The organism is Rhizobium sp. AG855 (assembly GCF_003610655.1).
GTDB lineage: Bacteria > Pseudomonadota > Alphaproteobacteria > Rhizobiales > Rhizobiaceae > Allorhizobium > Allorhizobium wuzhouense.
Window position 1 is genome coordinate 2,981,697 of sequence record NZ_RAQG01000003.1, and the last position, 23,256, is coordinate 3,004,952.

25 protein-coding genes are annotated in these 23,256 nt (G+C 60.3%); 2 read left to right on the top strand and 23 right to left on the bottom strand.

Features of this window, described 5'->3' with window-relative positions:
* Positions 1-46 precede the first annotated feature (46 nt).
* On the bottom strand, positions 47-760 hold the full coding sequence (locus tag DFO46_RS14705) for an anti-sigma factor (protein ID WP_120277805.1): 714 nt from the start codon (positions 758-760) through the stop codon (positions 47-49).
* Complete coding sequence (locus DFO46_RS14710; RefSeq protein WP_120277806.1) at positions 757-1,308, bottom strand: sigma-70 family RNA polymerase sigma factor; 552 nt, start codon at positions 1,306-1,308, stop codon at positions 757-759. Before DFO46_RS14710 ends, DFO46_RS14705 begins: the two co-directional genes overlap by 4 nt.
* Before the next feature lie 276 nt (positions 1,309-1,584).
* Here DFO46_RS14710 and DFO46_RS14715 point away from each other — a divergent pair, with 276 nt between their 5' ends.
* Positions 1,585-2,370, top strand: a complete 786-nt coding sequence (locus DFO46_RS14715; RefSeq protein WP_120278269.1) for a DUF4394 domain-containing protein — start codon at positions 1,585-1,587, stop codon at positions 2,368-2,370.
* Between the two features lie 81 nt (positions 2,371-2,451).
* Here the strand turns inward: DFO46_RS14715 and DFO46_RS14720 are convergent, their stop codons facing one another.
* From DFO46_RS14720 to DFO46_RS14755, 8 genes are all read right to left on the bottom strand, one after another.
* Positions 2,452-3,780, bottom strand: coding sequence for a DUF2778 domain-containing protein (locus DFO46_RS14720; RefSeq protein ID WP_120277807.1), 1,329 nt, complete (start codon positions 3,778-3,780; stop codon positions 2,452-2,454).
* A gap of 190 nt (positions 3,781-3,970) precedes the next feature.
* A complete protein-coding gene (locus tag DFO46_RS14725; protein WP_120277808.1) occupies positions 3,971-4,675 on the bottom strand; it encodes an SDR family oxidoreductase in 705 nt (234 codons plus the stop codon).
* Positions 4,676-4,794: 119 nt separating this feature from the next.
* Entirely contained in the window at positions 4,795-5,199 is a 405-nt protein-coding gene (locus DFO46_RS14730; protein WP_110789922.1) for a hypothetical protein, read from the bottom strand.
* Positions 5,200-5,357: 158 nt separating this feature from the next.
* Positions 5,358-6,446: a sn-glycerol-3-phosphate ABC transporter ATP-binding protein UgpC gene (gene ugpC / locus DFO46_RS14735; RefSeq protein WP_120277809.1), complete on the bottom strand. Its 1,089-nt coding sequence runs from the start codon at positions 6,444-6,446 to the stop codon at positions 5,358-5,360.
* A 16-nt stretch (positions 6,447-6,462) separates the two neighbouring features.
* A complete protein-coding gene (locus DFO46_RS14740; protein WP_120277810.1) occupies positions 6,463-8,118 on the bottom strand; it encodes an alpha-glucosidase family protein in 1,656 nt (551 codons plus the stop codon).
* A gap of 39 nt (positions 8,119-8,157) precedes the next feature.
* A complete protein-coding gene (locus DFO46_RS14745; protein ID WP_120277811.1) occupies positions 8,158-9,303 on the bottom strand; it encodes a carbohydrate ABC transporter permease in 1,146 nt (381 codons plus the stop codon).
* 1 nt (position 9,304) lies between these two features.
* Positions 9,305-10,315, bottom strand: coding sequence for a sugar ABC transporter permease (locus DFO46_RS14750; protein ID WP_110789926.1), 1,011 nt, complete (start codon positions 10,313-10,315; stop codon positions 9,305-9,307).
* 123 nt (positions 10,316-10,438) lie between these two features.
* On the bottom strand, positions 10,439-11,800 hold the full coding sequence (locus DFO46_RS14755) for an ABC transporter substrate-binding protein (RefSeq protein ID WP_120277812.1): 1,362 nt from the start codon (positions 11,798-11,800) through the stop codon (positions 10,439-10,441).
* Positions 11,801-12,078: 278 nt separating this feature from the next.
* Between DFO46_RS14755 and DFO46_RS14760 the strand changes: the two genes are divergently transcribed.
* Positions 12,079-13,110 (top strand): substrate-binding domain-containing protein, encoded by a 1,032-nt coding sequence (locus tag DFO46_RS14760; RefSeq protein ID WP_120278270.1) that lies wholly within the window; start codon positions 12,079-12,081, stop codon positions 13,108-13,110.
* A 26-nt stretch (positions 13,111-13,136) separates the two neighbouring features.
* Here DFO46_RS14760 and folD read toward each other — a convergent pair whose 3' ends face one another.
* The 13 genes from folD to flgK all read right to left on the bottom strand — a co-directional run bounded on the left by folD (position 13,137) and on the right by flgK (position 23,245).
* Positions 13,137-14,036 carry a bifunctional methylenetetrahydrofolate dehydrogenase/methenyltetrahydrofolate cyclohydrolase FolD gene (gene folD / locus DFO46_RS14765; protein WP_120277813.1) on the bottom strand — a complete coding sequence of 300 codons (900 nt, stop codon included), beginning with the start codon at positions 14,034-14,036 and terminating at the stop codon, positions 13,137-13,139.
* Positions 14,037-14,233: 197 nt separating this feature from the next.
* The gene (locus DFO46_RS14770; protein WP_120277814.1) at positions 14,234-14,770 is read right to left on the bottom strand and encodes a flagellar basal body-associated FliL family protein; all 537 of its coding nucleotides are present in this window, start codon (positions 14,768-14,770) and stop codon (positions 14,234-14,236) included.
* Positions 14,770-15,135: a hypothetical protein gene (locus DFO46_RS14775; RefSeq protein ID WP_110789930.1), complete on the bottom strand. Its 366-nt coding sequence runs from the start codon at positions 15,133-15,135 to the stop codon at positions 14,770-14,772. Before DFO46_RS14775 ends, DFO46_RS14770 begins: the two co-directional genes overlap by 1 nt.
* Before the next feature lie 24 nt (positions 15,136-15,159).
* Positions 15,160-15,717 (bottom strand): rod-binding protein, encoded by a 558-nt coding sequence (locus DFO46_RS14780; RefSeq protein ID WP_120277815.1) that lies wholly within the window; start codon positions 15,715-15,717, stop codon positions 15,160-15,162.
* Between the two features lie 33 nt (positions 15,718-15,750).
* Positions 15,751-16,158 carry a hypothetical protein gene (locus DFO46_RS14785; RefSeq protein ID WP_110789932.1) on the bottom strand — a complete coding sequence of 136 codons (408 nt, stop codon included), beginning with the start codon at positions 16,156-16,158 and terminating at the stop codon, positions 15,751-15,753.
* 13 nt (positions 16,159-16,171) lie between these two features.
* Positions 16,172-16,921, bottom strand: coding sequence for a flagellar biosynthetic protein FliR (gene fliR, locus DFO46_RS14790; protein WP_110789933.1), 750 nt, complete (start codon positions 16,919-16,921; stop codon positions 16,172-16,174).
* Positions 16,918-19,005 carry a flagellar biosynthesis protein FlhA gene (gene flhA / locus DFO46_RS14795; protein WP_110789934.1) on the bottom strand — a complete coding sequence of 696 codons (2,088 nt, stop codon included), beginning with the start codon at positions 19,003-19,005 and terminating at the stop codon, positions 16,918-16,920. The genes fliR and flhA overlap by 4 nt, the downstream gene beginning before the upstream one ends.
* Positions 19,006-19,114: 109 nt before the next feature.
* On the bottom strand, positions 19,115-19,381 hold the full coding sequence (fliQ, locus tag DFO46_RS14800; protein WP_110789935.1) for a flagellar biosynthesis protein FliQ: 267 nt from the start codon (positions 19,379-19,381) through the stop codon (positions 19,115-19,117).
* A 56-nt stretch (positions 19,382-19,437) separates the two neighbouring features.
* Positions 19,438-19,899 carry a flagellar hook assembly protein FlgD gene (gene flgD, locus DFO46_RS14805; protein WP_110789936.1) on the bottom strand — a complete coding sequence of 154 codons (462 nt, stop codon included), beginning with the start codon at positions 19,897-19,899 and terminating at the stop codon, positions 19,438-19,440.
* Positions 19,890-20,339 carry a flagellar biosynthesis repressor FlbT gene (gene flbT, locus DFO46_RS14810; protein WP_110789937.1) on the bottom strand — a complete coding sequence of 150 codons (450 nt, stop codon included), beginning with the start codon at positions 20,337-20,339 and terminating at the stop codon, positions 19,890-19,892. Before flbT ends, flgD begins: the two co-directional genes overlap by 10 nt.
* Entirely contained in the window at positions 20,336-20,683 is a 348-nt protein-coding gene (gene flaF / locus DFO46_RS14815; protein WP_110789938.1) for a flagellar biosynthesis regulator FlaF, read from the bottom strand. Before flaF ends, flbT begins: the two co-directional genes overlap by 4 nt.
* A gap of 36 nt (positions 20,684-20,719) precedes the next feature.
* Positions 20,720-21,784, bottom strand: a complete 1,065-nt coding sequence (locus DFO46_RS14820) for a flagellar hook-associated family protein (RefSeq protein WP_110789939.1) — start codon at positions 21,782-21,784, stop codon at positions 20,720-20,722.
* A 6-nt stretch (positions 21,785-21,790) separates the two neighbouring features.
* Entirely contained in the window at positions 21,791-23,245 is a 1,455-nt protein-coding gene (gene flgK / locus DFO46_RS14825) for a flagellar hook-associated protein FlgK (RefSeq protein ID WP_110789940.1), read from the bottom strand.
* Positions 23,246-23,256 lie beyond the last annotated feature (11 nt).

Sequence of the window (23,256 nt, forward strand, 5' to 3'; positions counted from 1 at the left end):
GTGTCCAACCCAAAGGCCGGCTGGCAGCAGCCGGCCTTTGCTGTTTCTAGAGGCGGGGCGCCTTGGCGAAGCCCTTGCCCAGAATGGGGCCTGTCGGCCGGCCGGTCGGTGAACCCCCGAGCGGCTCTAGGGTGATCTCGTAGAGCTGCTCCTCGATGGGTCCGGGAAGGGCCGGCCCGGTGACCGTGGAGGTCTGCCAACCATCGAGGATCCCGAGCGAGACCGGGCCCATGTCCCGCGTCGGCAGGGTCCAGAGTTGCAATGAACGGTCTGTCGGTACCGCAAGATCGACCAGCGGCGTCACCTTCGCGCTGTCATTGCCAAAATCCTCGATCGTCGCGACCGGCTGGCCAGCGCTGTCCATGAGGATGGCGATGACCTGGGGCTCGCCCTGCCTGAACAGCGCGTAGAGCGAGATGCCGAAGAACAGCATTGCGGCGGCAGCGGATGACAGAGCGATGCGCTTCCAGCGATCGAGCCGGTTATCGTTCGATGCTTGTGGCGGGACACTCGGTCGCATGACCGGTTGTGGTCCTGTCGCTTCCAGCTGTTGCTCTATTTTCTTCCACAGGCCGTCCGAAACCGGCGAGGACGGACCGGCCAGATCGAGTTCGATGAAGCGGTCGCGCGCCTCTCCCACGGCAGTCGCGAGATCGCCATTCGCCTGCATCTCTTCCTCGACGCGCGTTCGCTCGGCATCGTCCATCAAGCCCAGGACATAGGCATCGGCACGTTCGGCCATCGTCTGCCAGATCGTCATGCCATGCACTCCCTGAGGGCCGAGAGGGACCTGCGTATCCAGGCCTTGGCAGTGCCGAGCGGAAGCTTGAGCCGCCCGGCGATCTCGCCATGGCTGTAGCCTGAGACATAGGCCATGAAGACCGTCTTGCGACGGACCTCATCCAGCCGTGACAGACACGCGCGCAAGCGGCTTGATGTGTCGAGATCGTCGAAGAGATCGACATAGAGGCTGTCACCGGCATCCTCCTGCAGGCGTTCCAGACTGTCCGTGTCGGTCAGTTCCTCCCGGCGTCCGTCGCGCAGGGCATTGAGTGCGCGGCTGCGCACCACCGCATACAGCCAACCGCGCGCCGAGCCGCGTTCGGGCTGATATTGCCAGGCCTTTGCCCAGATCTGCAGAAAGGCTTCCTGGACGATTTCCTCGGCCAATTCATGCCGGCGCAGGATGCGCACGGCAATGGTCACCATGCGGCTCGCCTCAAACTCATAGAGCGTTGCGAGCCCTGCCCTGTCGCCAGAGGCACAGGCCTTCAGTGCCTGTTCCAATACCCGTTGCGGATCCTGCATCCGTGCTTCCCCATGATATGTCCTGCGAAAGTAGGCCGCAGCAGCCGTTTGACAACCAGCTGTGGCCTCGCCGCGCGGCATGACCGGTTCTCTCTGCGTGACCTGCATCGCCTTCGTTCTTTCTCTCGCCCTCTCTGCAAGTCAGACACCGGCGACGTTCATTTGGATGCAGGCAAAATAATTTTCGCACCGCTGCATCCAAACACGGGTGGTCGCGTGTCTGGGGATCAGGAGGCACCAATCGGTGTCGCCGGTTTCATCATTCGGGAGATTTTCATGACCAGCATCCGTATCCTCAGCCTCGCCGCCGCAACCGCGCTCACCGCATTCGGCGCTCAGGCTGCCGAGGTCGTCGGCCTTGCCGGCGACAAGACGCTCGTGATCTTCGACACAGACAAGCCGGAGAGTGCCAAGACGGTCGCCATCAGCGGCGCCGAGCGTTTGGTCGGCCTCGACTACCGGCCCGGCAACCAGAGTCTGGTGGGCGTGACCGCCGACAGCGTGATCGTCACCATCGATCCGGCCACGGGGGCAGCAACGGAGGTTGCCAAGATGGACAAGCCGCTTGCCATCGGTGACGCGCCTGTTGTGGTGAACTTCAACCCGGCGGCTGATCGGCTGCGTTACATGACCGGCACGACGAACTACCGCGTTCATCCCGACACGGGTGCCGTGACCGTCGATGGCAACCTCGCCTTCGAGGAGGGCGACATGCACAAGGGCGAGACGCCGAACATCGTTGCTGCCGCCTATACCAATTCGGTGGGCAAGCCGGAAAAGACAGCGATGTACAACATCGACGCCACGATCGGGGCGCTGATCCAGCAGACCAAGCCGAATGACGGCACGCTAAAAGCGATCGGCAAGCTTGGCATCGACGGCATGCCGAAGACTTACGCCTTCGACATTCAGGCGACTGGCGAGGGCAAGAACACCGCCTGGCTGGTGGCCGACAATGTGCTCTACACGGTGAACCTTGAAACAGGTGCGGCAACCAAGGTGAACGTGATCGGCGGCGCCGAGATGCCGATCAAGGCGATCACCGTCATGCCGGCCATGTAAGGGCAAAATTCCTCGCACCATCTACGACAAAGCCTCCGCAGCGTTGCTGCGGAGGCTTGCTAGGCTTTTCTTCGTCCTGTCTCAGAGCATTGCCGTGTATTTCGGCAGTTCCCGCAAGGACGGCACCACGATCAGCGTATTGACCTGGCCTCGCTTGAAGGCATTGAGGAAGCGATTGTAATCCTCGAACACGACGCAGCCGGAGCTGTCCCCACGGCGACGCAGCAGATAGGTGTGGGTCAGGAAGCCATCGCGATTGTACATCTTGGCATCGCCTACCGGGGTCATGCGGATCGCCTCGATGCCGTGGAAGCGGGCCTCACGCATGCGCAGCTTGTAGACGTTCGGCGGGGTCGGACCCTGGTTCTTCATGTGCACATATTTCGGATTGTCGCGCATGTGCGCCCGTCCCGAATGAGCGCGAAGCTTTTCGCCGTTCGGCATGTGAACGGTGGCATCCTCGATCACGTAGACTGCGATGCGGCTGCCCGGACCGGGCAAGCTGTTCTTGCGGCTGAACAGACCGCCTGCGCCATCATCCGTGGTGATCGGATTGTTGGGCTTCGCATAGGCCAGAAGATTGGCGAGCGTCTTCCTCTTCGGCTTTTCCGGAGCTGGAGTTTCGGCGGCGACGGGAGGCTCGGGTGCCGGGATCGCCGCGGCGCGCGGCTTGACCTGCGGCACAGGGCCATCATCGGGAAGATCCCCATGCTCGCTGGCCTGGGGTTCGGACAACAGTTCCTGAAAAGGTTCTTCACGCGGATCGGCAGCCGCCATCATGTCGTCCGCTTTTGGCGGCGCGGCATAGCCGAGGGCTGGCGGAGCGGAAGAGGCAGGAGAGATGGAGGCCGTGACAACAGGATCGACCGGATTCGCGTCGTCCACACCGCTGCGGCGATCACGGGCCGCTGTCGCCAATGCAGCCTGCTGGCGTTCGGTCTCGAACTTGCCGAGAGCCTCGCGCAGGACAGCGATCGCCTGGGGATCGGTAAAGCTTTCAATGCGGGCAAGAAGCAGGCGGTCGGACTTTTCGACTTCTGCCAGCCGCATTGCGGCCGGCAGCATCAGGAGGCCGAGATTGTCTGTCGCGGCAACCGCCTCGGCGAAACGTTGGCGCATGGTTTCCAGCGCTTCCTGTTCACCGGACGGGGCTTTCTGCGCGCGCGGCGCCAGAGGCTGCGTAACCATCAGCGTCGGCTTTGGCAGGACATGGCCGGCGTAGACGGGGGCCTCGATGGGCGAGGATGAGAGGCCCTTGAATATGGCCAGGCTCGCGGTGGTCCAGAAGGCACAGGCGAGTGCAATCCCCATCACCGTCGGCAGGCTGGAGCCGCGCTTGACCTTGCGCGGCTGCATCTTCTTGACGGCGGGCGTTGTGCCGCCGGAGACCGAGGAGGTCGAGGACGCCATGATACTTGAACTCGCTTACCAAAACTCAAGGGAACCGGCACATGACAGGGAATGCCGGCTTTACTGGGACAGGATCGGAATTTTCCATCCTGTCGCTTGTCCTAAAGAATGAAGAAGTTTGGTAACCAAGTGGTTTACGCGGACCGGTTTCTTGTCACATTCCAGTTCACGGCATGGTGACCGAGTGGTCTCAGACGTGGCGGGTCAGCCCTCCATCCACCTTGAGGTTCTGGCCGGTGATATAGGCGGCGCCATCCGAGGCGAGGAAGGCAATCGTGGCGGCGATCTCCTCGCTGGTGCCGTAACGCTTCATCGGCACGCCGTCACGGCGCTCCTCCGTGGCTGGCAGGCTGTCGATCCAGCCGGGCAGAACATTGTTCATCCGGATGTTTTCGGCTGCATAAGTGTCGGCGAAGATCTTGGTGAAGGAGGCAAGACCGGCGCGGAAGACGGCCGAGGTCGGGAACATCGACGAGGGCTCGAAGGCCCAGGCGGTGGAGATGTTGATGATGGTGCCTGACTTCTGCGCCTGCATGATTGGGGTGACGAGCCGGGTCGGGCGAATGACGTTCAGCAGGTACACGTCCATGCCGGTCGCCCACTGCTCGTCGGTGATCTCCAGGATCTGCGCACGCGGACCGTGGCCGGCACTGTTGACCAGCACGTCGATGCGGCCATAGCGCTCCATGGTGCCATCGACGAGGCGGGCGAGATCCTCAGGCGAACGGTTGGAGCCTGTCACGCCATAACCGCCGAGTTCGGCCGCAAGCGCCTCGCCCTTGCCTGACGACGAGAGGATCGCGACCTTGAAGCCGTCGGCGGCCAGACGGCGCGCCGCAGCGGCTCCCATGCCGCTTCCGCCGGCGGTTACGATGGCTACTTTTTCGATGGACATGCATGATCTCCCTGGTTTTCAGGCAAGATCAAAGCTGCGGCAGCGGAAGTCCAGTCAAAAAAGCTGAAGGCCGGCGCAGTTTCACCGGCACCGACCTTCGAAGAACGATTGAGCCCGTTTTACCAACTGCGGACGTCGAGCACGCGGTCCTTGTGCGCCGGGTGGGTCGAGAAGACGAAGATGCGGTCGAGCTCCTTCTGCGTCAGCAGACGCAGGAAGCGGATCTCTGCGGTGTTGTTCGGAAAGGTCTTCATCAGCACGGCGCCGACCTTGTTGATGCGGGCATCCGGGATGTCGAGATAGAATTGCTTCGGCAGATTGACCTGGGTCAGCAGCGCGACGACGGCACCGCTCATCGAGATGCGAATGACATCGCAGCGACGCGCCGCCATATGGGTCATGCCGTTCTCGGTATATTCGAGACGTCCGGCATTCATCGTGTCTTCCATGCGGTACCGGTTCTCCCGGTCGTACATGAAGGATTCTTCCTTTTTCAGAAAGTGATTGCCACCTGCCGTTCTCATCGTTCTGCCCTTTGTCTTTTTGTCGTTTGTTGTGGGTAAAAAGCTACCAGCGACAGTTTAACAGTCGGTATTTGGCGCGCGTCCCGAAGGGCATGACGAAAGGCCCTGTATCCTTACGGATAACAGGGCCTTAAGATGTCCGAAAATGCGGCAGGCGGTCAGTGGCGATAGGTCTGGCCGGCGGCATCGAAGAGATGCAGCTTGGTCTTGTCGGCCGAGAAGCGCACGGTCTGGCCCTTCTTGACATCGACGATACCGGGCAGCTTGACGACGATCGGCTCCTCCTCGACCGGACCCATGACGTACAGAAGCGTCACTTCGCCCAGGGCTTCGACGATCGATATCGTGCCTTCGAAAAGGAACTGGTCTCCCGTGGCAATGGAGAGATCCTCCGGGCGTACGCCGAAGCTCGCGGTCTTGCCCTTCTCGGTTGCCGCCGTTTCGATATCGACGGCGACTTCGGAGCCATCCTTGAGCTTGATGCGGGTGACGGCACCGGTTTCGATGATGGTGGACGGCATGATGTTCATGGCCGGAGAGCCGATGAAGCCGGCGACGAAGAGATTGGCCGGACGCTCATAGAGTTCGAGCGGCGGGCCGACCTGTTCGATCTTGCCGGCTGACAGCACCACGATGCGGTCGGCGAGCGTCATGGCCTCGACCTGATCGTGGGTAACGTAGATCATCGTGGTGTCGGCCATCTGCTCGTTGAGCTTGGCGATCTCGATACGGGTCGCCACACGCAGCGCTGCGTCGAGGTTCGACAGCGGCTCGTCGAAAAGGAAGACCTTGGGGTCGCGGCAGATGGCACGGCCGATGGCGACGCGCTGACGCTGGCCGCCGGACAAGGCTTTCGGCAGACGGTCGAGATAAGGGCCGAGCTGGAGGATATTGGCCGCCGAGCGGACGCGGCGGTCGATCTCGTCCTTACTTTCGCCGGCAATCCGCATGCCGAAGGCCATGTTGTCGTAAACCGTCATATGCGGATAGAGCGCATAGGACTGGAACACCATGGCGATGCCACGCTTGGAGGGGGGGACGTCGTTGACGAGCTGGCCGTCGATATACATCTCACCGCTGGTGATGTCCTCAAGACCAGCGATCATGCGTAGCAAGGTCGACTTGCCGCAGCCGGATGGGCCGACGAAGACGATGAACTCGCCTTCCTTGATCTCCAGATCGATGCCGTGCAGCACCTTGACCTGCCCATAGGACTTGCGGATGTCTTTGAGAACCAGACCCGTCATTTCTCTTCCTCCCCTGTCAGGCGTGGCGCGCGAAATAAGCGCCCCAGGCCGGCAATGCTACCTTGTTATCGTTGGTTTCGCTGGCAAAGCCATGCCCTTCCAGCGCTAGCCACTGGCCTTCGGGCAAGGTGATGGCTGCGGGTTCCGGGTTCATGTTGAAGAGGCAGAGCAACTTTTCATTGCCGAGAGCACGGGTGTAGACCAGCGCAAACTCGCCTGCCTCATGGAAGGTGATATCGCCCTTGGCAAAGGCCGGATATTGGCGGCGGAAGCCGAGGAAGCGGCGATACTGTTCAAGAACCGACTCATCCTTGCCCACCTGCGTGTTGACGGATTTCAGCACGTGCTCGACCGGGATCGGCAGCCAGGTCTTCGGCGCAGTCGAGAAGCCGGCCTGGGTCGCGTGGTCGTCCCAGACCATGGGCGTGCGGCAACCGTCGCGGCCCTTGAACTCCGGCCAGAACTGGATGCCATAGGGGTCCTGCAGGTCCTCGAAGGCGATCTCCGCTTCGGTCAGACCGAGTTCCTCACCCTGGTAAATGCAGACAGAGCCGCGCTGGGTGAGCAACAGGGCCGACATCATCTTGGCATAGGCCTCACGGTCCAGCACGCCGGCACCCCAGCGGCTGACGTGGCGAACCACGTCATGGTTCGAAAACGCCCAGCAGGCCCAACCCTCGGGGGCGGCGGCGGCAAAGGCGTTCTGGGTGTTGCGCACGACTTCCGGCGTCAGAGGCTCCGGCGCCAGGAATTCGAAGGCGTAGCACATCTGCATCTTGTCGTTGCCGGATGTGTATTCGCCGACGATCTCAAGGCCCCGCTGGCTGTCACCGACTTCACCCACCGCCGCGATCGCCGGATACTCATCCAGGAGCGCGCGAAACCGCTTGAGGAAGGCGATGTTCTCAGGGCGGTTCTTGTCGTAGAGGTGTTCCTGGAAATTGTAAGGGTTGACCGCCGGGGCCGTCGAGGCATTGCGACGCTCAGGCGCCAGCGGCGGATTGTCCCGCAATTCCTTGTCGTGGAAATAGAAGTTGATGGTATCGAGGCGGAAGCCATCGACGCCGCGGTCCAGCCAGAAGCGGGTGGCCGCGAGCAGCGCATCCTGCACTTCCGGATTGTGCAGGTTCATGTCCGGCTGCGAGGTCAGGAAGTTGTGCAGATAATACTGCATGCGGGTCGGATCCCACTGCCAGGCCGAACCACCGAAAATCGACAGCCAGTTGTTCGGCGGCGTGCCGTCCGGCTTGGAATCGGCCCAGACATACCAGTCGGCTTTCGGATTGACGCGGCTTGAGCGGCTTTCGACGAACCAGGGGTGCTGGTCGGACGAGTGGGACATCACGAGGTCGATCATGACCTTGATGCTCAGGCGATGGGCCTCGGCGATCAGGCCGTCGAAATCGGTCAGCGAGCCGAACATCGGATCGACATCGACATAGTTCGAGACGTCGTAGCCGAAGTCCTTCATCGGCGAGGTGAAGAAGGGCGAGATCCAGATCGCATCGGCGCCGAGGTCGGCGATGTGCTGCAGGCGGGCGGTGATGCCCTTGAGATCGCCGATGCCGTCGCCGTTCGAATCCTGGTAGGAGCGCGGGTAGATCTGGTAGATCACCGCACCACGCCACCAATCCTTGTCAGCGGAAAGCGTCGATTGCGTCGTGGAATTCATAGTCAATCCTTGTGCATGTCTTGAAGTTGGCCGTCCCGCTCAGCCTCCCTTGACCGAACCCGCGAGCAGGCCCCGGACGAGGTAGCGCTGGAGGCCGAAGAAGACGAGAAGCGGGACGATGATGGTGACGAAGGCCGAGGCCGTCAGGATTTCCCAGTTGCCGCCGCGCGAGCCAAGCAGGTTGACCAGGCGCCCGGTCAGAACAAGCTCGTTGTCGCCGGTTCCGAGGAAGACCATAGCGACCAGCAGGTCGTTCCAGGTCCAGAGGAACTGAAAGATCGCGAAGGACGCGAGGGCCGGGTAGGACAGCGGCAGAACGATCTTGGTGAAGATCTCGAAGTCGGAGGCCCCATCGACACGCGCCGATTCCATGATCTCGCGCGGCAGGCCGGCGATATAGTTGCGCAGCAGATAAATGGCGAGCGGCAGACCGAAGCCCATATGGGCGAGCCAGATGCCGACATACCCCTTGGCCGGAACCCCGAAGAAGGCGCCGACACCGTTATACATCTTCAGAAGCGGGATCAGCGACATCTGCAAGGGAACGACCAGCAGGCCGACGATGACGGCGAGCAGAAGGGCGCGGCCAGGGAATTTCATCCAGGCGAGCGCATAGGCCGCAAATGCCGCAACGAGGATCGGGATGATGGTGGAGGGTATCGCGACGGTGAGCGAATTGAGGAAGGATTTTCCAAGTCCCTCGGCTGTCAGAACCGTCTGGTAGTTTTCCAGCGTGAAGCGCGGCGGCACGGAGGCGGTGAAGAAAATGCGATCGCCGCGTGAACCTTCGAAGGCGGTGGCGGATTCGATCCGGAAGTCTCCGTTTTCCTGAAGGGTGAGTTTGCTGCCGTCGTTGCGTTCGGCTGTCTGGCCCGGCTCATAGGCTGCCGGCGCGTTGATATTGATGCCGAAGGCCGAAACACTGCCGGCATTGTCTTCAAAGACGTTACCGGAAATGACGAAGACGCCGTTTTCCTCCACCTGCGCGCTCGGGGGCGGTGCCCGATAAATCGCATTCTGGCTGGAGGTGCCAAGCGCCGTCCACCACCCCGAGGCAACGATCTGATCCTTGTCGCGCAGCGACGAGATCAGCAGGCCGGCGGTCGGCAAGGTCCAGAGGACGACCAGGAAGAGGACCGTGAGATTGACGACGATCGTCAGGGGCGAGAGCTTCTTCGAGACCATCTCAGCGTCCTTCCATTTCCCGGCGGGCATTGCGGATGTTCCAGATCATGATCGGCACGACCATGACCATGATGACGACGGCGATTGCGGCACCCTTGCCGAAATCGCCACCGCCGCGGAACATCCAGTCAAACATCAGGTTCGCCAGAACCTGGCTCTGCCACTGGCCGTTGGTCATGGCGAGAACGATGTCGAAGACCTTGAGGACGAGGATGGTGATGGTGGTCCAGACGACGGCAATCGTCGTCCAGATCTGCGGCACCTTGATCTTGATAAAGATCTGCCAGGGATTGGCGCCGTCGATGACAGCCGCTTCGATGGTCTCTTCCGGGATGCCGCGCAGGGCGGCCGACAGAAGCACCATGGCGAAACCGGTCTGGATCCAGATGAGGATCACCATCAGGAAGAAGTTGTTCCAGAAGGGCAGCGAGATCCAGATCTGCGGATCGCCACCGAGCGCCATGACGATGGCGTTCAGGATGCCGATCTGTTCCGAGCCGGCGTCGCGATAGTCGTAGACGAACTTCCAGATGACGGATGCGCCAACGAAGGAAATTGCCATCGGCATGAAGATCAGCGACTTGGCGATGTTACCCCACCAGATGCGATCGGTGAGCGCCGCGATGATCAGGCCGAAGAAGGTGGAACCGGCCGGCACGACGATCAGCCAGAGGAGATTGTTGTAGATCGACTGGCGGAATTCCGCATCGTTGACCATCCAGCGATAGTTCGCGAGGCCGACATAGTTGTCGCCTGCGCGATCCATGAAGGAGTAGTTGATCGACGAGAACAGCGGATAGACCAGATAGACTGTCAGGGAGATCAACGCCGGGCCGAGAAAAAGCCAGGGCCGGATCAGAGCCGCCCGGCGCAAGTTGCGCGAAGCCTTGGCGGTATCAGCGATGCGTGACGGAAAGATCCAATCAAGCAGCAGGTTCGAACCGTAGAAATACCCGATCGCTGCTGCGACGCCGACGACAATCGTCAGCAATGCAAAGAGTAACTGTTCCAAGATGTCCCCTCCCTGTCGATCGCTCCGCGCCGCTTGAAAGCGCCCGGGGCACTTGTTCTTGTGTATCGACGACCGGGCCACATCAGAGAGACGCGGCCCGGCGAATTGCGGTGGGTTGCGGGCTTACTTCAGCCCATCCCAGGCCTTCTGGATGTCGGCTGCGACATCGGCAGCAGGCTTGCCACCGGTGTAGTCAACCATACCGGTCCAGAATGCGCCAGCACCGATCTTGCCCGGCATCAGGTCGGACCCGTCGAAGCGGAAGGTGGTTGCATTCAGGAGAATGTCCCCCTGCTTGGCCATTGGCGGGTTGGCATAGGTTTCCTTGTTGGCACCCTTGAACGGCGTCAGGAAGCTCGACTGCGCCATCCAGACTTCATGCGCGATCGGGGTCTTCAGGAACTCGATGAAGGCGCGGGCAGCCGGGCTGTCCTTGGCGATCATAGCGAGCGTGCCGGCACCCAGGACCGGATTGCCGAGATCGGCCTTCGAGGCATAAGGCGGCATGTAGAAGAAGTCTGCGTCCTCACCAACCTTCGTGCCTTCGGGGAAGAAGGACGGGATGAAGGAGGCCTGATGGTGGAGATAGCACTTCGGCGGTGCGCCGAAGAGACCCTTCGGGCTGTCGCGGAAGTCGGTCGAGGCTACAGCCTTGGAGCCACCGTCGACGAACTTGTCGTTCCTGGCGAACCAGCCGAACTCGTCGATGGCCGCGACGACGGCCGGGTCGGTGAACTTCACTTCGTTGGTGACCCACTTGTCATAGACGTCGGCGGGCTGCGTACGCAGCATCATGTCTTCGACCCAGTCGGTCGCCGGCCAGCCGGTCGCACCGCCCGAACCCAGACCGATGCACCACGGCGTACCGCCATCAGCCACGATCTTTTCCGTCAGGGCCTTCAGCTCTTCCATGGTCTTCGGCACTTCGTAGCCGGCGTCCTCGAAGTTTTCAGGCACGTACCAGACCAGCGACTTCACGTCGATTTTGTAGGGGAAAGCGTAAAGGGCAGCCGTGCCGTCCTTGCCCTTGTAGGTGGAGAGATCGACCCAGGACTGGCCAGCCGAATAGTTTTCCAGGAGCCAGGACTTGGTTTCGTCGCCGAGCGGCGTCAGATGGCCCTTCGAGGCGAGGTCGGCGATCAGGCCCGGCTGCGGCAGGATGGCCACATTCGGCGGGCTGCCAGCCTGGGTGTCGATGACGATCTGCTGTTCGTAGTTTTCAGAGGACGAATACTGGACATCGACGCCGGTTGCGTCTTCGAAATAGGCGAGGATGCTTTCGAACAAGACCTGGTCTTCGCCACGCCAGGGGCCGAAGATGGTCATGGTCTGGCCCTTCAGGGCGCTGTTTGCAGCTTTGTATTCTTCAAAGCTCGCCCAGTTGAACTTGGAATCTTGCCCCGGCTTGAACTTCAGGTCTGCAGCGGCGGCTGTGCCGGCGACCAGCGCGGCTGCCGCCACGCCCATCAGAAACAACTTCTTCATGTGATTTACCTCCCATCACATCGGACCGCCAAACGTCCTTCGAATGCGCATTTCTCAAAGCGCTTTGGCCCTCATTTCATCCCATTGGGTTCCATCTTGAGTCAAGCGCTTTTGTCTCATTGATCGAATTCGCTGCAAGATGCCGCAGTGCAGCATGCATATGCCTTGATTTTATTCAGATTTCCTCTTGTGAATTTGACCTCGGATAAGCCATAGTCGAAGCGCTTTGGAGCGCAATGGAGGGAGTTTGCGCCCCAACTCGGAGAGGAATGCCACCGGTGAACCTAAAAGAACTGTCGCAGATGCTCGGGCTGTCGCAAACGACGATCAGCCGCGCGCTCAACGGTTATCCGGAGGTCAGCGAAGAGACCCGGCAGCGGGTTCTGCTGGCCGCGAAAGAAACCGGATATAGACCCAACCGGGCGGCACAGCGACTGGCAACGGGAAAGGCCGGGTCGATCGGCCTGATCATGCCGATCTCGCCCGACCACAGTTCCGATATGCATTTTGCCGAATTCCAGAGCGGTTTGGCGGAAGCCGCCATCATCAGGGACTTCCACTTCGTCATCATGCCGGCCAAGGCGAGCCAGGAGGAAGAAGCGATCCGCTGGCTCGTCGCAAGCGGCAGCGTGGACGGCTACTATCTCGCTTACGTGCGCGAGAGGGACCCGCGCATCGCCATGGCAAAGTCGCTGGCCCTGCCCTTCATCGTGCATGGGCGGTCCTATGGCATGGAACTCGACTACCCCTATCTCGACGTGGACAATGAAGGCGCGTTTTTCGATGCGACGCGGTTCCTGATGCAGCTCGGGCACAAGCGTGTCGCGCTTCTCAACGGTCCGGCCGATCTCGACTTTGCCTTCCGGCGCAAACTCGGCACCGAAAAGGCGCTGGCGCAGGCGCAGCTCAGTCTCGACCCCGCGCATGTCCGCCACACCTTCATGGGTGACGAACAGGGCTATCGGGGCATGAAGGAAATCCTGGCCCATCCGGAGCGACCGACCGCCGTGCTCTGTGCCAGTACGGTCCTGGCACTCGGCGCCGTGCGGGCGATGAACGAGGCGGGGCTGAAGCTCGGCGTCGACATGTCGCTGATCGCCCATGACGACGAATTGCCGCTCCTGAAGCCGGAGAATTTCTCCACGCCCCTCACCACGACGCGCTCGTCGCTTCGCGCGGCCGGGCGGCGTGTTGGCGAACGGCTGATCGCGATGATCGGAGGCAATACCCCTGCCCTGCCGATGCAGGAATTGTGGAAGGTGGAACTTGTCGTCCGGGCCTCGACAGGTCCTGCGCCAGCTGGCGCCTGACATGCCGTGAACAGACTTTCCTGACTTCAGAACTTCGGAGCGGTTTGACCCGCCCGGCGATAGGCGGCGATGACCGTATTGGCCATCAGCATGGCGATGGTCATCGGACCGACGCCACCCGGAACCGGGGAGATTGCGGCGGCCACCGGCTTGCATTCGGCAAAGGCGACATCGCCGACCAGGCGGAACTTGCCTTCGCCGCGTTCGGGTGCATCGATGCGGTTGATGCCGACGTCGATGACGGTGGCGCCCGGCTTCACCCAATCCGCCTTGACCATTTCGGGACGCCCGACGGCCGCCACGAGAATGTCTGCCTGGCGCGCCAAAGCCGGGAGATCCCGGCTTCGCGAGTGCCCCACGGTCACGGTTGCATTGGCCGCGAGGAGCAGTTGCGCCATCGGCTTGCCGAACAGGTTGGACCGCCCGATCACCAGCGCGTTCAGCCCCGACAGGTCCTTGCCGTGGATCTGGCGCACGAGGATCATGGCACCGGCCGGGGTGCAGGAGACGAGGCCCGTGTCCATGTCACCGGTGGCGAGCTTGCCGGCATTGACGACGTGCAGTCCATCAACGTCCTTTTCCGGCAGGATCGACTGGATCACCGGATCGCTGTCGAGATGTTTGGGCAGTGGAAGCTGGACAAGGATGCCGTCAATCTCGGGATCGGCATTCAGCGAGGCGACGAGCGCCATCAGGTCATCCTGGGCGGTGTCTTCCGGGAGCGTATGCTGGATGGAGTTGAAACCGCACTGCTTGGCCATGCGGCTTTTGGCGCCGACATAGGCGTGGCTCGCCGGATCGTTGCCGACAATGACAACCGCCAGGCCCGGACGGCGATGTCCGAGCGTTTCGAGCCTCTCCGCCGCAGCGCTTACCGCTTCGACCACCGAGGCGGCCGCCGCCTTTCCATCAATCACCGTCGTCACTGTGCTTGTTCCTCGCCTCAGACTTCCGGCAAGCTAGCGCCATCACAGACGTCGCGTTTGCCTGTCCCCGTCCTATGCTGTCAAATTGCGGCAATTTGCAAGGGTGGAAGAGACGGCTTCGTCGCAACAAAAATGCCGAGCGGCGCTTTGGTTGCGACGCCCGGCGATAGGAAACCAATGTTGCAGGTCACTTGGACTCAGTGGCCCGACGCGGGTTTTTCCTCGATTTTCTCGCCTTCGACGACCGTGGTCTTTTCCATCGGACCCGGCGCGCCATCGGCAGCCTTTCGGGCTGCGTCCTTCGAGACATAATCGAGCTGTTCGATCATCACCTGATCGACCATGCCCTCCCCGAGCCGCGCATTCATCTCGGTCTTGATCTTTTCGCGGAACGCCATGACATCGAAGGTGCCGACATTGGCGATGTCGACCATCTTGTTGCCAACCAGCAGGGTGAACAGTTCGTCGGTCATCATCTCCGTGACTGGCGGCGCCTGGGTTTTCACCTTTTCCTTGTCCATCATGAAGGAGATGCGGGTCAGGAAGTATCCCTGCACATCACCCCCGGCGAGCACCGGAATGGTGATGGGCTCTCCCCGCACCAGTTCGAGCGCAGCCTTCTTGGCTTCGTCCTCGCTCGGTCCGGCAGGTGCCGTGGCAAGATAGATCGAGCCGTAGACGGCGCCAAGCGTCACGATGCAGACCCACAGACCGATTCCGAGTATCTTGCCCATCAGAACTCGCTGAACTGGAACTGTTCCTGGGAATAGGTGCCGTCAGCATCCGCATCCCGCATGGCGTTCTTCAGGAGATCCGCCACGGCGCGGACGGCGGAGAGATGTGCCTCGACACGGCGCGCATTGACCGCGAGCTTCTCCTTGAGAACATGCAGCTGATCAACATAATTGACGGCAAATTCGCGCGGATCGGTGTCGCGGAAAAGCATGGTCAGCTCATACAGGCACCGGCTCTTGTGGGCATTCGACACCTTGAAGTCGAATTCCGGGTCCTTGCCAATCCGTTCGTTTTCGTTGTCGATGATGCGCTCCAGGCGGCTGAGTACCGTCTTGACGCGATATTCGCTCGAAACAACTTCCATGAAATTATACCTTGTTTTTGATTTTTAAGGTTTCTGGCTTTCAGCACCGGCGCCAAGGGTGCGCCGCTCAAGGTCGGTCACCCAGTTCAGCGCAGTCGTACGCTGTGCCTCATCGGTCCTTGCGTTCACCGTGTCTTCTCCACGGGTGCGCTGCAAAGCCTCGCTGTACATCTGCTTGGCGATGCCGACGCCACCGGATTCAGAGAGGACAGAGCCCATCTGCTCGGCCATCATGCTCTTCCACATCTCGCCTGCATTGCCCTTGCCATAGACTTCCTCGCTGTCGCTCGGCAGCATGGTCTGGACGAAATTGGTGAGATAAACCGCCTCAAAGTCGCGGTAGACCTTCGGAACGTCGCCGGGCTTGTCTTTCGTCTCGGCCGTCGCTTCAAGGCGGGCTGCATTGGTCGTGCGGTTGAGAATATCGACCGTTGCCCCGAAACCCGCGCCCTTTTCGGCCAGGCTGGTCGCGAGAAAATTGGCACGGTTGGTCTTCATCTGCGCCTGGGCAGCGGCAACTTGGGACGGATCTGCCGCACGGACAACGTCCAGCACGAGATCGCTCGGAGGTGAAATGGCCACGATGACATCCTCGATTTATGTTCGAGGCGACTATCACTCTCCAAGCTTGCTGGAGGCTGGTGTGCCAAAACGGATGTCGATCAGATCGTAGATGGCGTCGTCATCGGCCGCACGCTCTTCGTGTGCACGGGCTTCCTTGCGATTTTCTTCCAGGCGATCGCCTTTGGCGCGCTCGCGCATCAGCTTCATTTCCTGGACCTGCTGCAGGCTGTGCAACTGCTTGTCGGTATTGGACAGGCGGTCGAAGCGATCGGCGTAGTTCTGCGCGAAAAGACGGTGGAGCGGGTCGAGCGAGCCGATCGCCTCCATCACCATGTCCATCGAGCGGGCATTTTCCTCGATGCGCTGCGCGGTAATGCCGAGATCACTTTCGGCCATCCGCTCCATGTGCCGCTGCACCGCGACGAGACGTTTCAGCTTGTCCGATTTCTTCTGCGCCATCGCCGCATCGTCCTTAGAAATTGAAGATCATCGGGAAGTAGCGGCCGAACTGCATGACCATTGCCGCGATGGTGAAATAGATCAGAATCAGGCCGCCGATCAGAAGATACGGCGTGGAGATGTAGAAAATCGGAACCTGCGGCGCGAGCTTGTTCACAAGGCCGACGGCAAAGTTGAACATCAGGCCGAAGATCAGGAAAGGGCTGGACAGCCGCAGCATCAGCACGAAGGTCTGGGACAGGGTATCCGTCAGCGTGATCAGCATCTTCTGGCTGCCCGGCATGCCGCCGAGCGGCATCACCGAATAGGACTCCATCAGCGCCCTGAAAACGATGTGATGGAAATCGAGCAGGAAGAGCACGAGAAGGCCGGCAAAGCTCAGCAGGTTGGTCAGCTGGGTTTCACTGGTGTCTTCCAGCACGTCTCCGCCACCCGGAGAACTGAGGCCGATGGACATGGAGATCGCCGTGCCGGCAAACTGCAGGCCAAGCACATAAAAGCGCGGCACGAGACCGTACATCAGGCCGATCATCAGTTCGGCCATCAAGACCGGAATGAGCGGCGCACCGCCACTGGCAACACGTGGATAGATGCTGTCGAAGAGCAGAGGCATCATCGCCATCGAGACCGACATGGCGAGAAAGAGCCGGGTCGTGGCGGAGATGCGGGCAGAAGAGAAGCCCGGCAGGGTCATGAAGCAGGCACCGATACGGCAGAAGACCGCAAACAGCACCAGAACAGTCCCCTGCGGGTCGGATATCATGAAATCGAGCCCAGAATCTTGATCTCGATGCCCTTGGCCAGTTCGACATGCGAGAGAACCGGCAGGGTGGCAAAGAGTCGTTCGATGATCATACGAACATAGGAGCGCGTTTCCGGCGAGGTTACAAGAACGAAGGGCAACCCGCGATCCATGAATTCACGGATTACGCTGCTCGCCTGTTCAGAAAACTCCTCGAGATTGCGCGGATCGATATCGAACTCGACAATTTCGCCCTTGGCATCGCGCTTGAGCGCCTGGTGGAAGACGAGATCCCATTTGGAACCAAGGCGCAGAACACGCAAGACGCCGTTGTCCGTCAGGTCGCCGCACAGCTGCTGGGCCATGCGCACGCGCACGTGTTCGACGATCTGCTCGGTCTTGCGTACATGCGGGGCCAGTTCCGCAACCGCCTCGAGAATCAAGTGCAGATTGCGGATCGACACGCGCTCGGCCAGGAGCAGCTTCAACACCGCCTGCAGGCCCGAATAGGACATATGCGACGAGCAGATCTCGTCAGCCAGCTTCTTGTATTCGGGGTCGAGGCGATCGATGAGGATCTTCACGTCCTTGTAGGACAGAAGCTGCGGCAGATTGTTTCGGATGACTTCGCTGACGTGGGTCAAGACCACGGAGACGTTGTCGATCGGATGGAAGCCCTCGCGCTTCAGTTCCTCGGTGAAGGTTTCCAGAACCGAAACGGCCGGCATGCCGAAAGCGGGCTCGCGGATGTCGTCGCCCGGAACATTCGGCTTGCGACCGGAGCCGGTGACGACGAGGACTTCGCCGACACGCAGATTGTTCGAGGCAATCGTCGTCCCGTGGATTCGGATCTGGTAGGACTTCTCCGGGATGGCGATATCGTCGGTCACCTTGATTTCGGGGACGACGAAACCGTACTGGCTGGCGAATTTCTTGCGCATCTTGCCGACCCGGAAGGCGAGTTCCTGATGCGCGCCGAGCAGGCGCGTCGAGACGAGCTTGCCAAGCGCCAGTTCGATTTCGGCGGTCTTGAGCACAGACTTGACCGAGTCCTTTTCGGCTTCCTTGCTCTGGATGACCTTCTTTTCTTCCTGGTCGCGCTTGAGCTTGTTTTCAGCCTCGACCTGGCGCGGGATGAACCAGGCGCCGAAGGCCATGAGACCGCCAAGGGTCATGAAGGGAATGAAGGGCAGACCCGGAACGAGCGCCAGCGAGCACATCAGAGCGGCCGCGACGGAGAGCGCGCGGGGGTAACCGCTCAGCTGGTTGACGACGGCCTGGTCGGTCGAGCCGGGAGTGCCGCCGCGCGAGACGAGAAGGCCTGCGGCAAGCGAGACGATCAGGGCCGGAACCTGGGAAACGATACCGTCACCAACGGAAAGCTTGACGAAGACGTCGGCGGCCTGACCGATTTCCATGCCATGGCGGAAATAGCCAATGATGATGCCGCCGAAGACGTTGATGGCCGTAATGATCAGGCCGGCGATCGCATCGCCACGGACGAACTTTGACGCACCGTCCATAGCCCCGAAGAACGAGCTTTCCTGCTCCAGTTCGCGGCGGCGATGCTGGGCTTCGCGCTCATCGATGATGCCGGCCGACAGGTCGGCGTCGATCGACATCTGCTTGCCGGGGATGGCATCGAGGGTGAAGCGCGCACCAACTTCGGCGATACGCGTCGCACCCTTGGTGATGACGATGAAGTTCACCGTGATCAGGATCATGAAGACGATGAGACCGATGACGAAGTCGCCGCCCATCACGAGGTTCGAGAAGCCGGCGATGACGCCACCTGCTGCGCCGTGTCCCTCATGACCATGGGACAGAATGACACGCGTCGTCGCAATGTTGAGCGACAGGCGGATCATCGTCGCGATCAGCAGAATGGTGGGGAAGGACGAGAAATCGAGTGGCCGCTGGATCCACAGCGAGACCATCAGGATCAGCACAGAGAAGGCGATCGAGAAGGCCAGACCGAGATCGATCAGGAACGGCGGAATGGGCAGGAAGAGAATGCAGAGGATGAGGACGATGCCAAGGGCAAAGCCGATATCGCGCCCGCTGGGACTGACTTTCGGAATCACGAGTGCAGGTGGTTGCGCCATGTCTGTTCCATCTCTTCATGAGAAGTCGGCCAGAGGATCATATCTCTGGCAGTCTGCAGACGAGGGATAGAGGTCGAAGCTTGCGCGAGGGTGTCAACCTTGGAGGCCGTCAGAAGCCGGATTGCACCCGTGAGAAAACCAGATTGGCAAAGAGGGAAATCTGCGCCCCGACGAAGGGAGCTGATATACCGATGGTGATCATGATGGCCAGGATCTTCGGCACGAAGGTCAGCGTCATTTCCTGGACCTGGGTCAGCGCCTGAATCAGGGCGATGACGATACCGACGATCATACCGGCGGCAACAGCCGGTCCGGACGCGATGAGAATCGTCCAGATTGCCGATTGCATGATGTCCAGGGCATCTGCTTCATTCATGGCAGTATCCTTCCGGAGCGGCGAATCATGCCCTCCACTCCCGAAGGCGTAGCATTTTAAGAGCCAGTCGTCGCCGGCGGAGGAGCGGGCTTTGTTCCCACACGAACACCAACGCCGATCGGGATTTCCTTACCTTCCGTCGTCGTGGCGACCATCGTGTCGGAGTAGACACGAACCGAGGCAACAATGCCCGAGATCGATTCATCGGCGCTGGTGATCGTCTTGCCGATGTAGGAGGAGGCGTTGGTCAGGGCATTGCCCTGGATCAGCGTCTGAAGGTTCGTGTTGGTCTGGATCGTCTGCTCGACCTGGGAGAATGTCGCCAGCTGGGCGATCTGCTCGCTGGCCTTCATCGGATCGGTCGGATCCTGGTTCTTCATCTGGGCGATGAGCAACTTGAGAAAGTTGTCATAGTCCAGCGAAGCCTTGGCAGACGCCGAGGCGGGCTTCTTTGCAGCAGACGCAGTCTCCTGCGTGCTGGTGCCTGTGTTTGAACCCGTGACCGGATCTACCGCCATGGCGCAATTTCCTTGCGGATCTGTTCGATCGTTGCCGGTGCCATTTCCTGGTTGTTGAGGATCTTGTCCTCGATCGGATAGAGCGAACGGATCGCCTTCAGCGCATCAAACGCGCGGCCAGACGATACCATGCCGTCAATCCGCTTGAGTTCGGCGAGGATTTCCTCGTTTTCAAAGCATGTGAGCAACATGATGACCGACTTGCGGAACATGGCCAGAGACTGGTCCTTGCCCTCCGGGTTGATCAGCATCATCTGCGCGATGAAATAAAGCTGCCGCAACGGGGTCGTTGCCTGCTCGGGCTGAAGGACGTGGTTTTCCAGCAGGAATGTCACGTCGTTGAGAAATTCGAGAGCCACCTTGCGGTCGACGCGCAGAACCGCTCCGTTGATGAAAATACGTTCGCCCGACTTGAGCGAGATGCGCAAAGTGCTCTTCATTTAAGTCCATCCCTGATGATGGTTGTCACGTCGATGATGCCCTGGAAATTTTCAGACTGGCGCTTCCGGATCCGGTCGCATTCCTTCAGTATCCAAATGGCTATGGAGATCAGATTGGCCCGGATGTCATCGTCCAACTGATTTTCGGGGTTCTGCAGGTCCTCGATCAGACGGACCCACACCCGCCGGGTATAATACAACGCTTCGATCGCCTCTCGCCCGTAACCGCTTTTGTCGCGAGCGGCGCTCAGAAGCTGGATGCAACGATCAAGGGCCTGGCGTTCGCGCTCCTTCGCATCGGCAACGCCATCTTCCATGATTTCGGCGTATGAGAACTGGTACATTCAGTTGCCCTTCAGTTTCATTTCACCCTTTGCTCATCAAAGGTAATTGACAAGGCTCAGCCCCTGGATCTTGGAGGTCAGTTTGTAAGATGCTTCCACCATGGACAGCAAACTGTTAACGCGTGTCGATGCTTCGTACGCATCGACCTCGATCTTGCTGGAAAGGCTGGTCTCTATGATGTCGACCTGGATCTGCAGAGACGCATCCGCCTTCTGGATCCGGTTTTCGGAAAGGCCGAGGCCCGTCCGTGTCGCGTTTACCCCGGTAATTGCCTTGCCGGTATAGCCGATAGCCGCATCGACGGCCGCGGAGACGGCATTGGCCGGGGCGCCGATCTGCAGCAATTCCTGCGTGATGACCGATGCCAGAGCGAAGTAGCGGAAGCCATTTTCGTTGGCAGAGGCCGAGGAGTTGACTGTTTCAGATTGGGTTATGCGGCTCGTCATCACCGTGTCAGTGGCACGCGACCAGTCGGCGTTCCAGGCAGCGCCCGAATACATCGGTTCAAGCGTCGACGAGATGAAGTCCTGCATGCTCGGCGCTGCGCCCTTGGCCACGATCGTCGCCGCGCCAGCCTTGTCGGTCGGCGGAAAGCCGAAATAGCCGGTGAAGGCAGCATCAAAGGCCAATTTGGCGTCGGAAGTTGGCGTATACTCTGCCAACGGCTGCACGTCTGTGTTGATGCCGGCAAAGAGGAATTCGCCATTGGCCGACTGATTGGCCATGCTCACCATGGTCGAGAGCGAGTTCTTCACGGTCATCACGGTCGTATTGATCGTGTCGCTGTTGGAAGCGCCTGCGATCGTGATCAGTGACGTGTTCATTTCCTCGGCCGCTTTGGCAATCTGGTTCAGGGCTTCCTGCGAAGCCGAGAGCCTTTGCGTGGCGATCGAATTGTTGCTGATCATCGAGGTCAACCGCAGGCTTTCGCGATTGAGATCAACGACGGTGGACGTCTTGCTGCCAAGCTCCGCACCGACATCGGCATAGGAACCGGTGCTGACTTCCTGCTGCGCCTTGAGCAACTCCGTCTGGGCCTGACGAATTGTCAGGCGCATAGAAGTCTGGGTAGAAAGGTTGGATACACTAGACGTCGACATTTGGGATCATCCCGCCATTTCGAGAACGGCCTTCAGCATCTCGTCGACTGTGCTCACGAGCTTGGCTGCTGCCTTGTAGGACTGCTCTACATCGAGCAGTAGCGATAGTTCTTCATCGAGATTGACGGCCGTCTTGGACGAGTAGGTCTGGAAGGTCCGCTCATAGAGCGCAGTCTTGTTTTCATTGGCCGTCGTTGCATTCGAACGGAGCTCTTCGAGCCAACCGATCGAGTTGCTGGAGAAGGACAGGATACTCGCCGTCGTCTTGAGATCCGCATCTGCGGAAAAGGACCGCTCTGCCGACAGGGCATCCACATAGGCATTGATCAGATCAGTGTAACCGGATGCGCCGTCGGTGTTGCGGACATAGCCGGGTCCGTTGATCCCGCCGTCACGGATGCGCATCGGATCGCCGCCGGAATCGGAGCGCACAGCCGGATTGACCTGAATGAGAGCTGCAAGTCCCGGCTGAACGGTGCCCGTCGCCGGGACGGTCCCGCCCGGCCAGGTGAAAAGGCCCGGGAGCTCGTTGACACCACCAGCGTCGGTTTCGGCAAAGGCCTCGATCAGGCCGCGCGCCACTTCATCAAGCTGGGTTTGAAACGTTGGGGCAACTTCGTCCCTCAGCTGCACGAGGGCGGCCAGGGAGCCATTGGCATCGGTATTGCCGCCCACTCCGGCGCGCACGGGAGTGCCGTCGATGTAGATGGGGTTACCGGTGACGGTCGAATCGTAAGTGTAAGTCCGGGTGAACGTAACTTCGCGGGGATCGGTCTCGAACAGGGTCGTGCCGTCGGTGGTATAGAGCACCATGTCGCTGTTTTCGCGCATGTTGACACTGACACCGACGATCCCGGAAATTTCCTTGAGAAGGGTATCGCGACGGTCGAGGTAATTGCTCGGATCGTCGCCGGTAGCCGTCATGCTGACGACCGTATCGTTCACCGTCTTGAATTCGGCCAGCAGCTTGTTGAGCGATTCAACTTGCTGCGCGATCTGCGCATCGGCCTTTTCGCGGACATCCTGAACAGCAGCCGTCGAGTTGTTCAAGGAATTGACCACATCGATGGCGTCCGTGACGACGGTCGAGGCGAGTGCATATTCACCCGGAGCGGCGGCAAAGGACTGCAAACTGCTCTGCAGGTTTGCGAGATAGGTCGACGTCGACAGCTCGTATTTATTGCCGCCGAGGGCATCGGAGAGCGTGGTCAAGCCCTCCAGAAGAGTGGTCTGGGCGCTCTCCTGGGAGGTCGAGGAGGAAAGCTGTCGCAGCAACGCCGTCTGCTGCGACCGCTCGTTCTGGGTTGTCGTTGCGCCATAAACCGTCTGCACCACGACCGGCTGCCGGCGAACATAGTTCTGGTTCCCGTCATTGGCGATGTTGGTGGACACCACCGCCGTCTGCTGGGACGTGTTCCGGAAGATCGAATTGGCCGTGTTGAGCGACGATGCAAGCGACATAGGACTAACCT

Bases quoted from the DNA above. Each gene is read 5' to 3' on its own strand.
- DFO46_RS14705 (WP_120277805.1), bottom strand. From the start codon at position 760: ATGACGATCTGGCAGACGATGGCCGAACGTGCCGATGCCTATGTCCTG.
- DFO46_RS14710 (WP_120277806.1), bottom strand. From the start codon at position 1,308: ATGCAGGATCCGCAACGGGTATTGGAACAGGCACTGAAGGCCTGTGCC.
- DFO46_RS14715 (WP_120278269.1), top strand. From the start codon at position 1,585: ATGACCAGCATCCGTATCCTCAGCCTCGCCGCCGCAACCGCGCTCACC.
- DFO46_RS14720 (WP_120277807.1), bottom strand. From the start codon at position 3,780: ATGGCGTCCTCGACCTCCTCGGTCTCCGGCGGCACAACGCCCGCCGTC.
- DFO46_RS14725 (WP_120277808.1), bottom strand. From the start codon at position 4,675: ATGTCCATCGAAAAAGTAGCCATCGTAACCGCCGGCGGAAGCGGCATG.
- DFO46_RS14730 (WP_110789922.1), bottom strand. From the start codon at position 5,199: ATGAGAACGGCAGGTGGCAATCACTTTCTGAAAAAGGAAGAATCCTTC.
- ugpC (WP_120277809.1), bottom strand. From the start codon at position 6,446: ATGACGGGTCTGGTTCTCAAAGACATCCGCAAGTCCTATGGGCAGGTC.
- DFO46_RS14740 (WP_120277810.1), bottom strand. From the start codon at position 8,118: ATGAATTCCACGACGCAATCGACGCTTTCCGCTGACAAGGATTGGTGG.
- DFO46_RS14745 (WP_120277811.1), bottom strand. From the start codon at position 9,303: ATGGTCTCGAAGAAGCTCTCGCCCCTGACGATCGTCGTCAATCTCACG.
- DFO46_RS14755 (WP_120277812.1), bottom strand. From the start codon at position 11,800: ATGAAGAAGTTGTTTCTGATGGGCGTGGCGGCAGCCGCGCTGGTCGCC.
- DFO46_RS14770 (WP_120277814.1), bottom strand. From the start codon at position 14,770: ATGGGCAAGATACTCGGAATCGGTCTGTGGGTCTGCATCGTGACGCTT.
- DFO46_RS14775 (WP_110789930.1), bottom strand. From the start codon at position 15,135: ATGGAAGTTGTTTCGAGCGAATATCGCGTCAAGACGGTACTCAGCCGC.
- DFO46_RS14785 (WP_110789932.1), bottom strand. From the start codon at position 16,158: ATGGCGCAGAAGAAATCGGACAAGCTGAAACGTCTCGTCGCGGTGCAG.
- fliR (WP_110789933.1), bottom strand. From the start codon at position 16,921: ATGATATCCGACCCGCAGGGGACTGTTCTGGTGCTGTTTGCGGTCTTC.
- flhA (WP_110789934.1), bottom strand. From the start codon at position 19,005: ATGGCGCAACCACCTGCACTCGTGATTCCGAAAGTCAGTCCCAGCGGG.
- fliQ (WP_110789935.1), bottom strand. From the start codon at position 19,381: ATGAATGAAGCAGATGCCCTGGACATCATGCAATCGGCAATCTGGACG.
- flgD (WP_110789936.1), bottom strand. From the start codon at position 19,899: ATGGCGGTAGATCCGGTCACGGGTTCAAACACAGGCACCAGCACGCAG.
- flbT (WP_110789937.1), bottom strand. From the start codon at position 20,339: ATGAAGAGCACTTTGCGCATCTCGCTCAAGTCGGGCGAACGTATTTTC.
- flaF (WP_110789938.1), bottom strand. From the start codon at position 20,683: ATGTACCAGTTCTCATACGCCGAAATCATGGAAGATGGCGTTGCCGAT.
- DFO46_RS14820 (WP_110789939.1), bottom strand. From the start codon at position 21,784: ATGTCGACGTCTAGTGTATCCAACCTTTCTACCCAGACTTCTATGCGC.
- flgK (WP_110789940.1), bottom strand. From the start codon at position 23,245: ATGTCGCTTGCATCGTCGCTCAACACGGCCAATTCGATCTTCCGGAAC.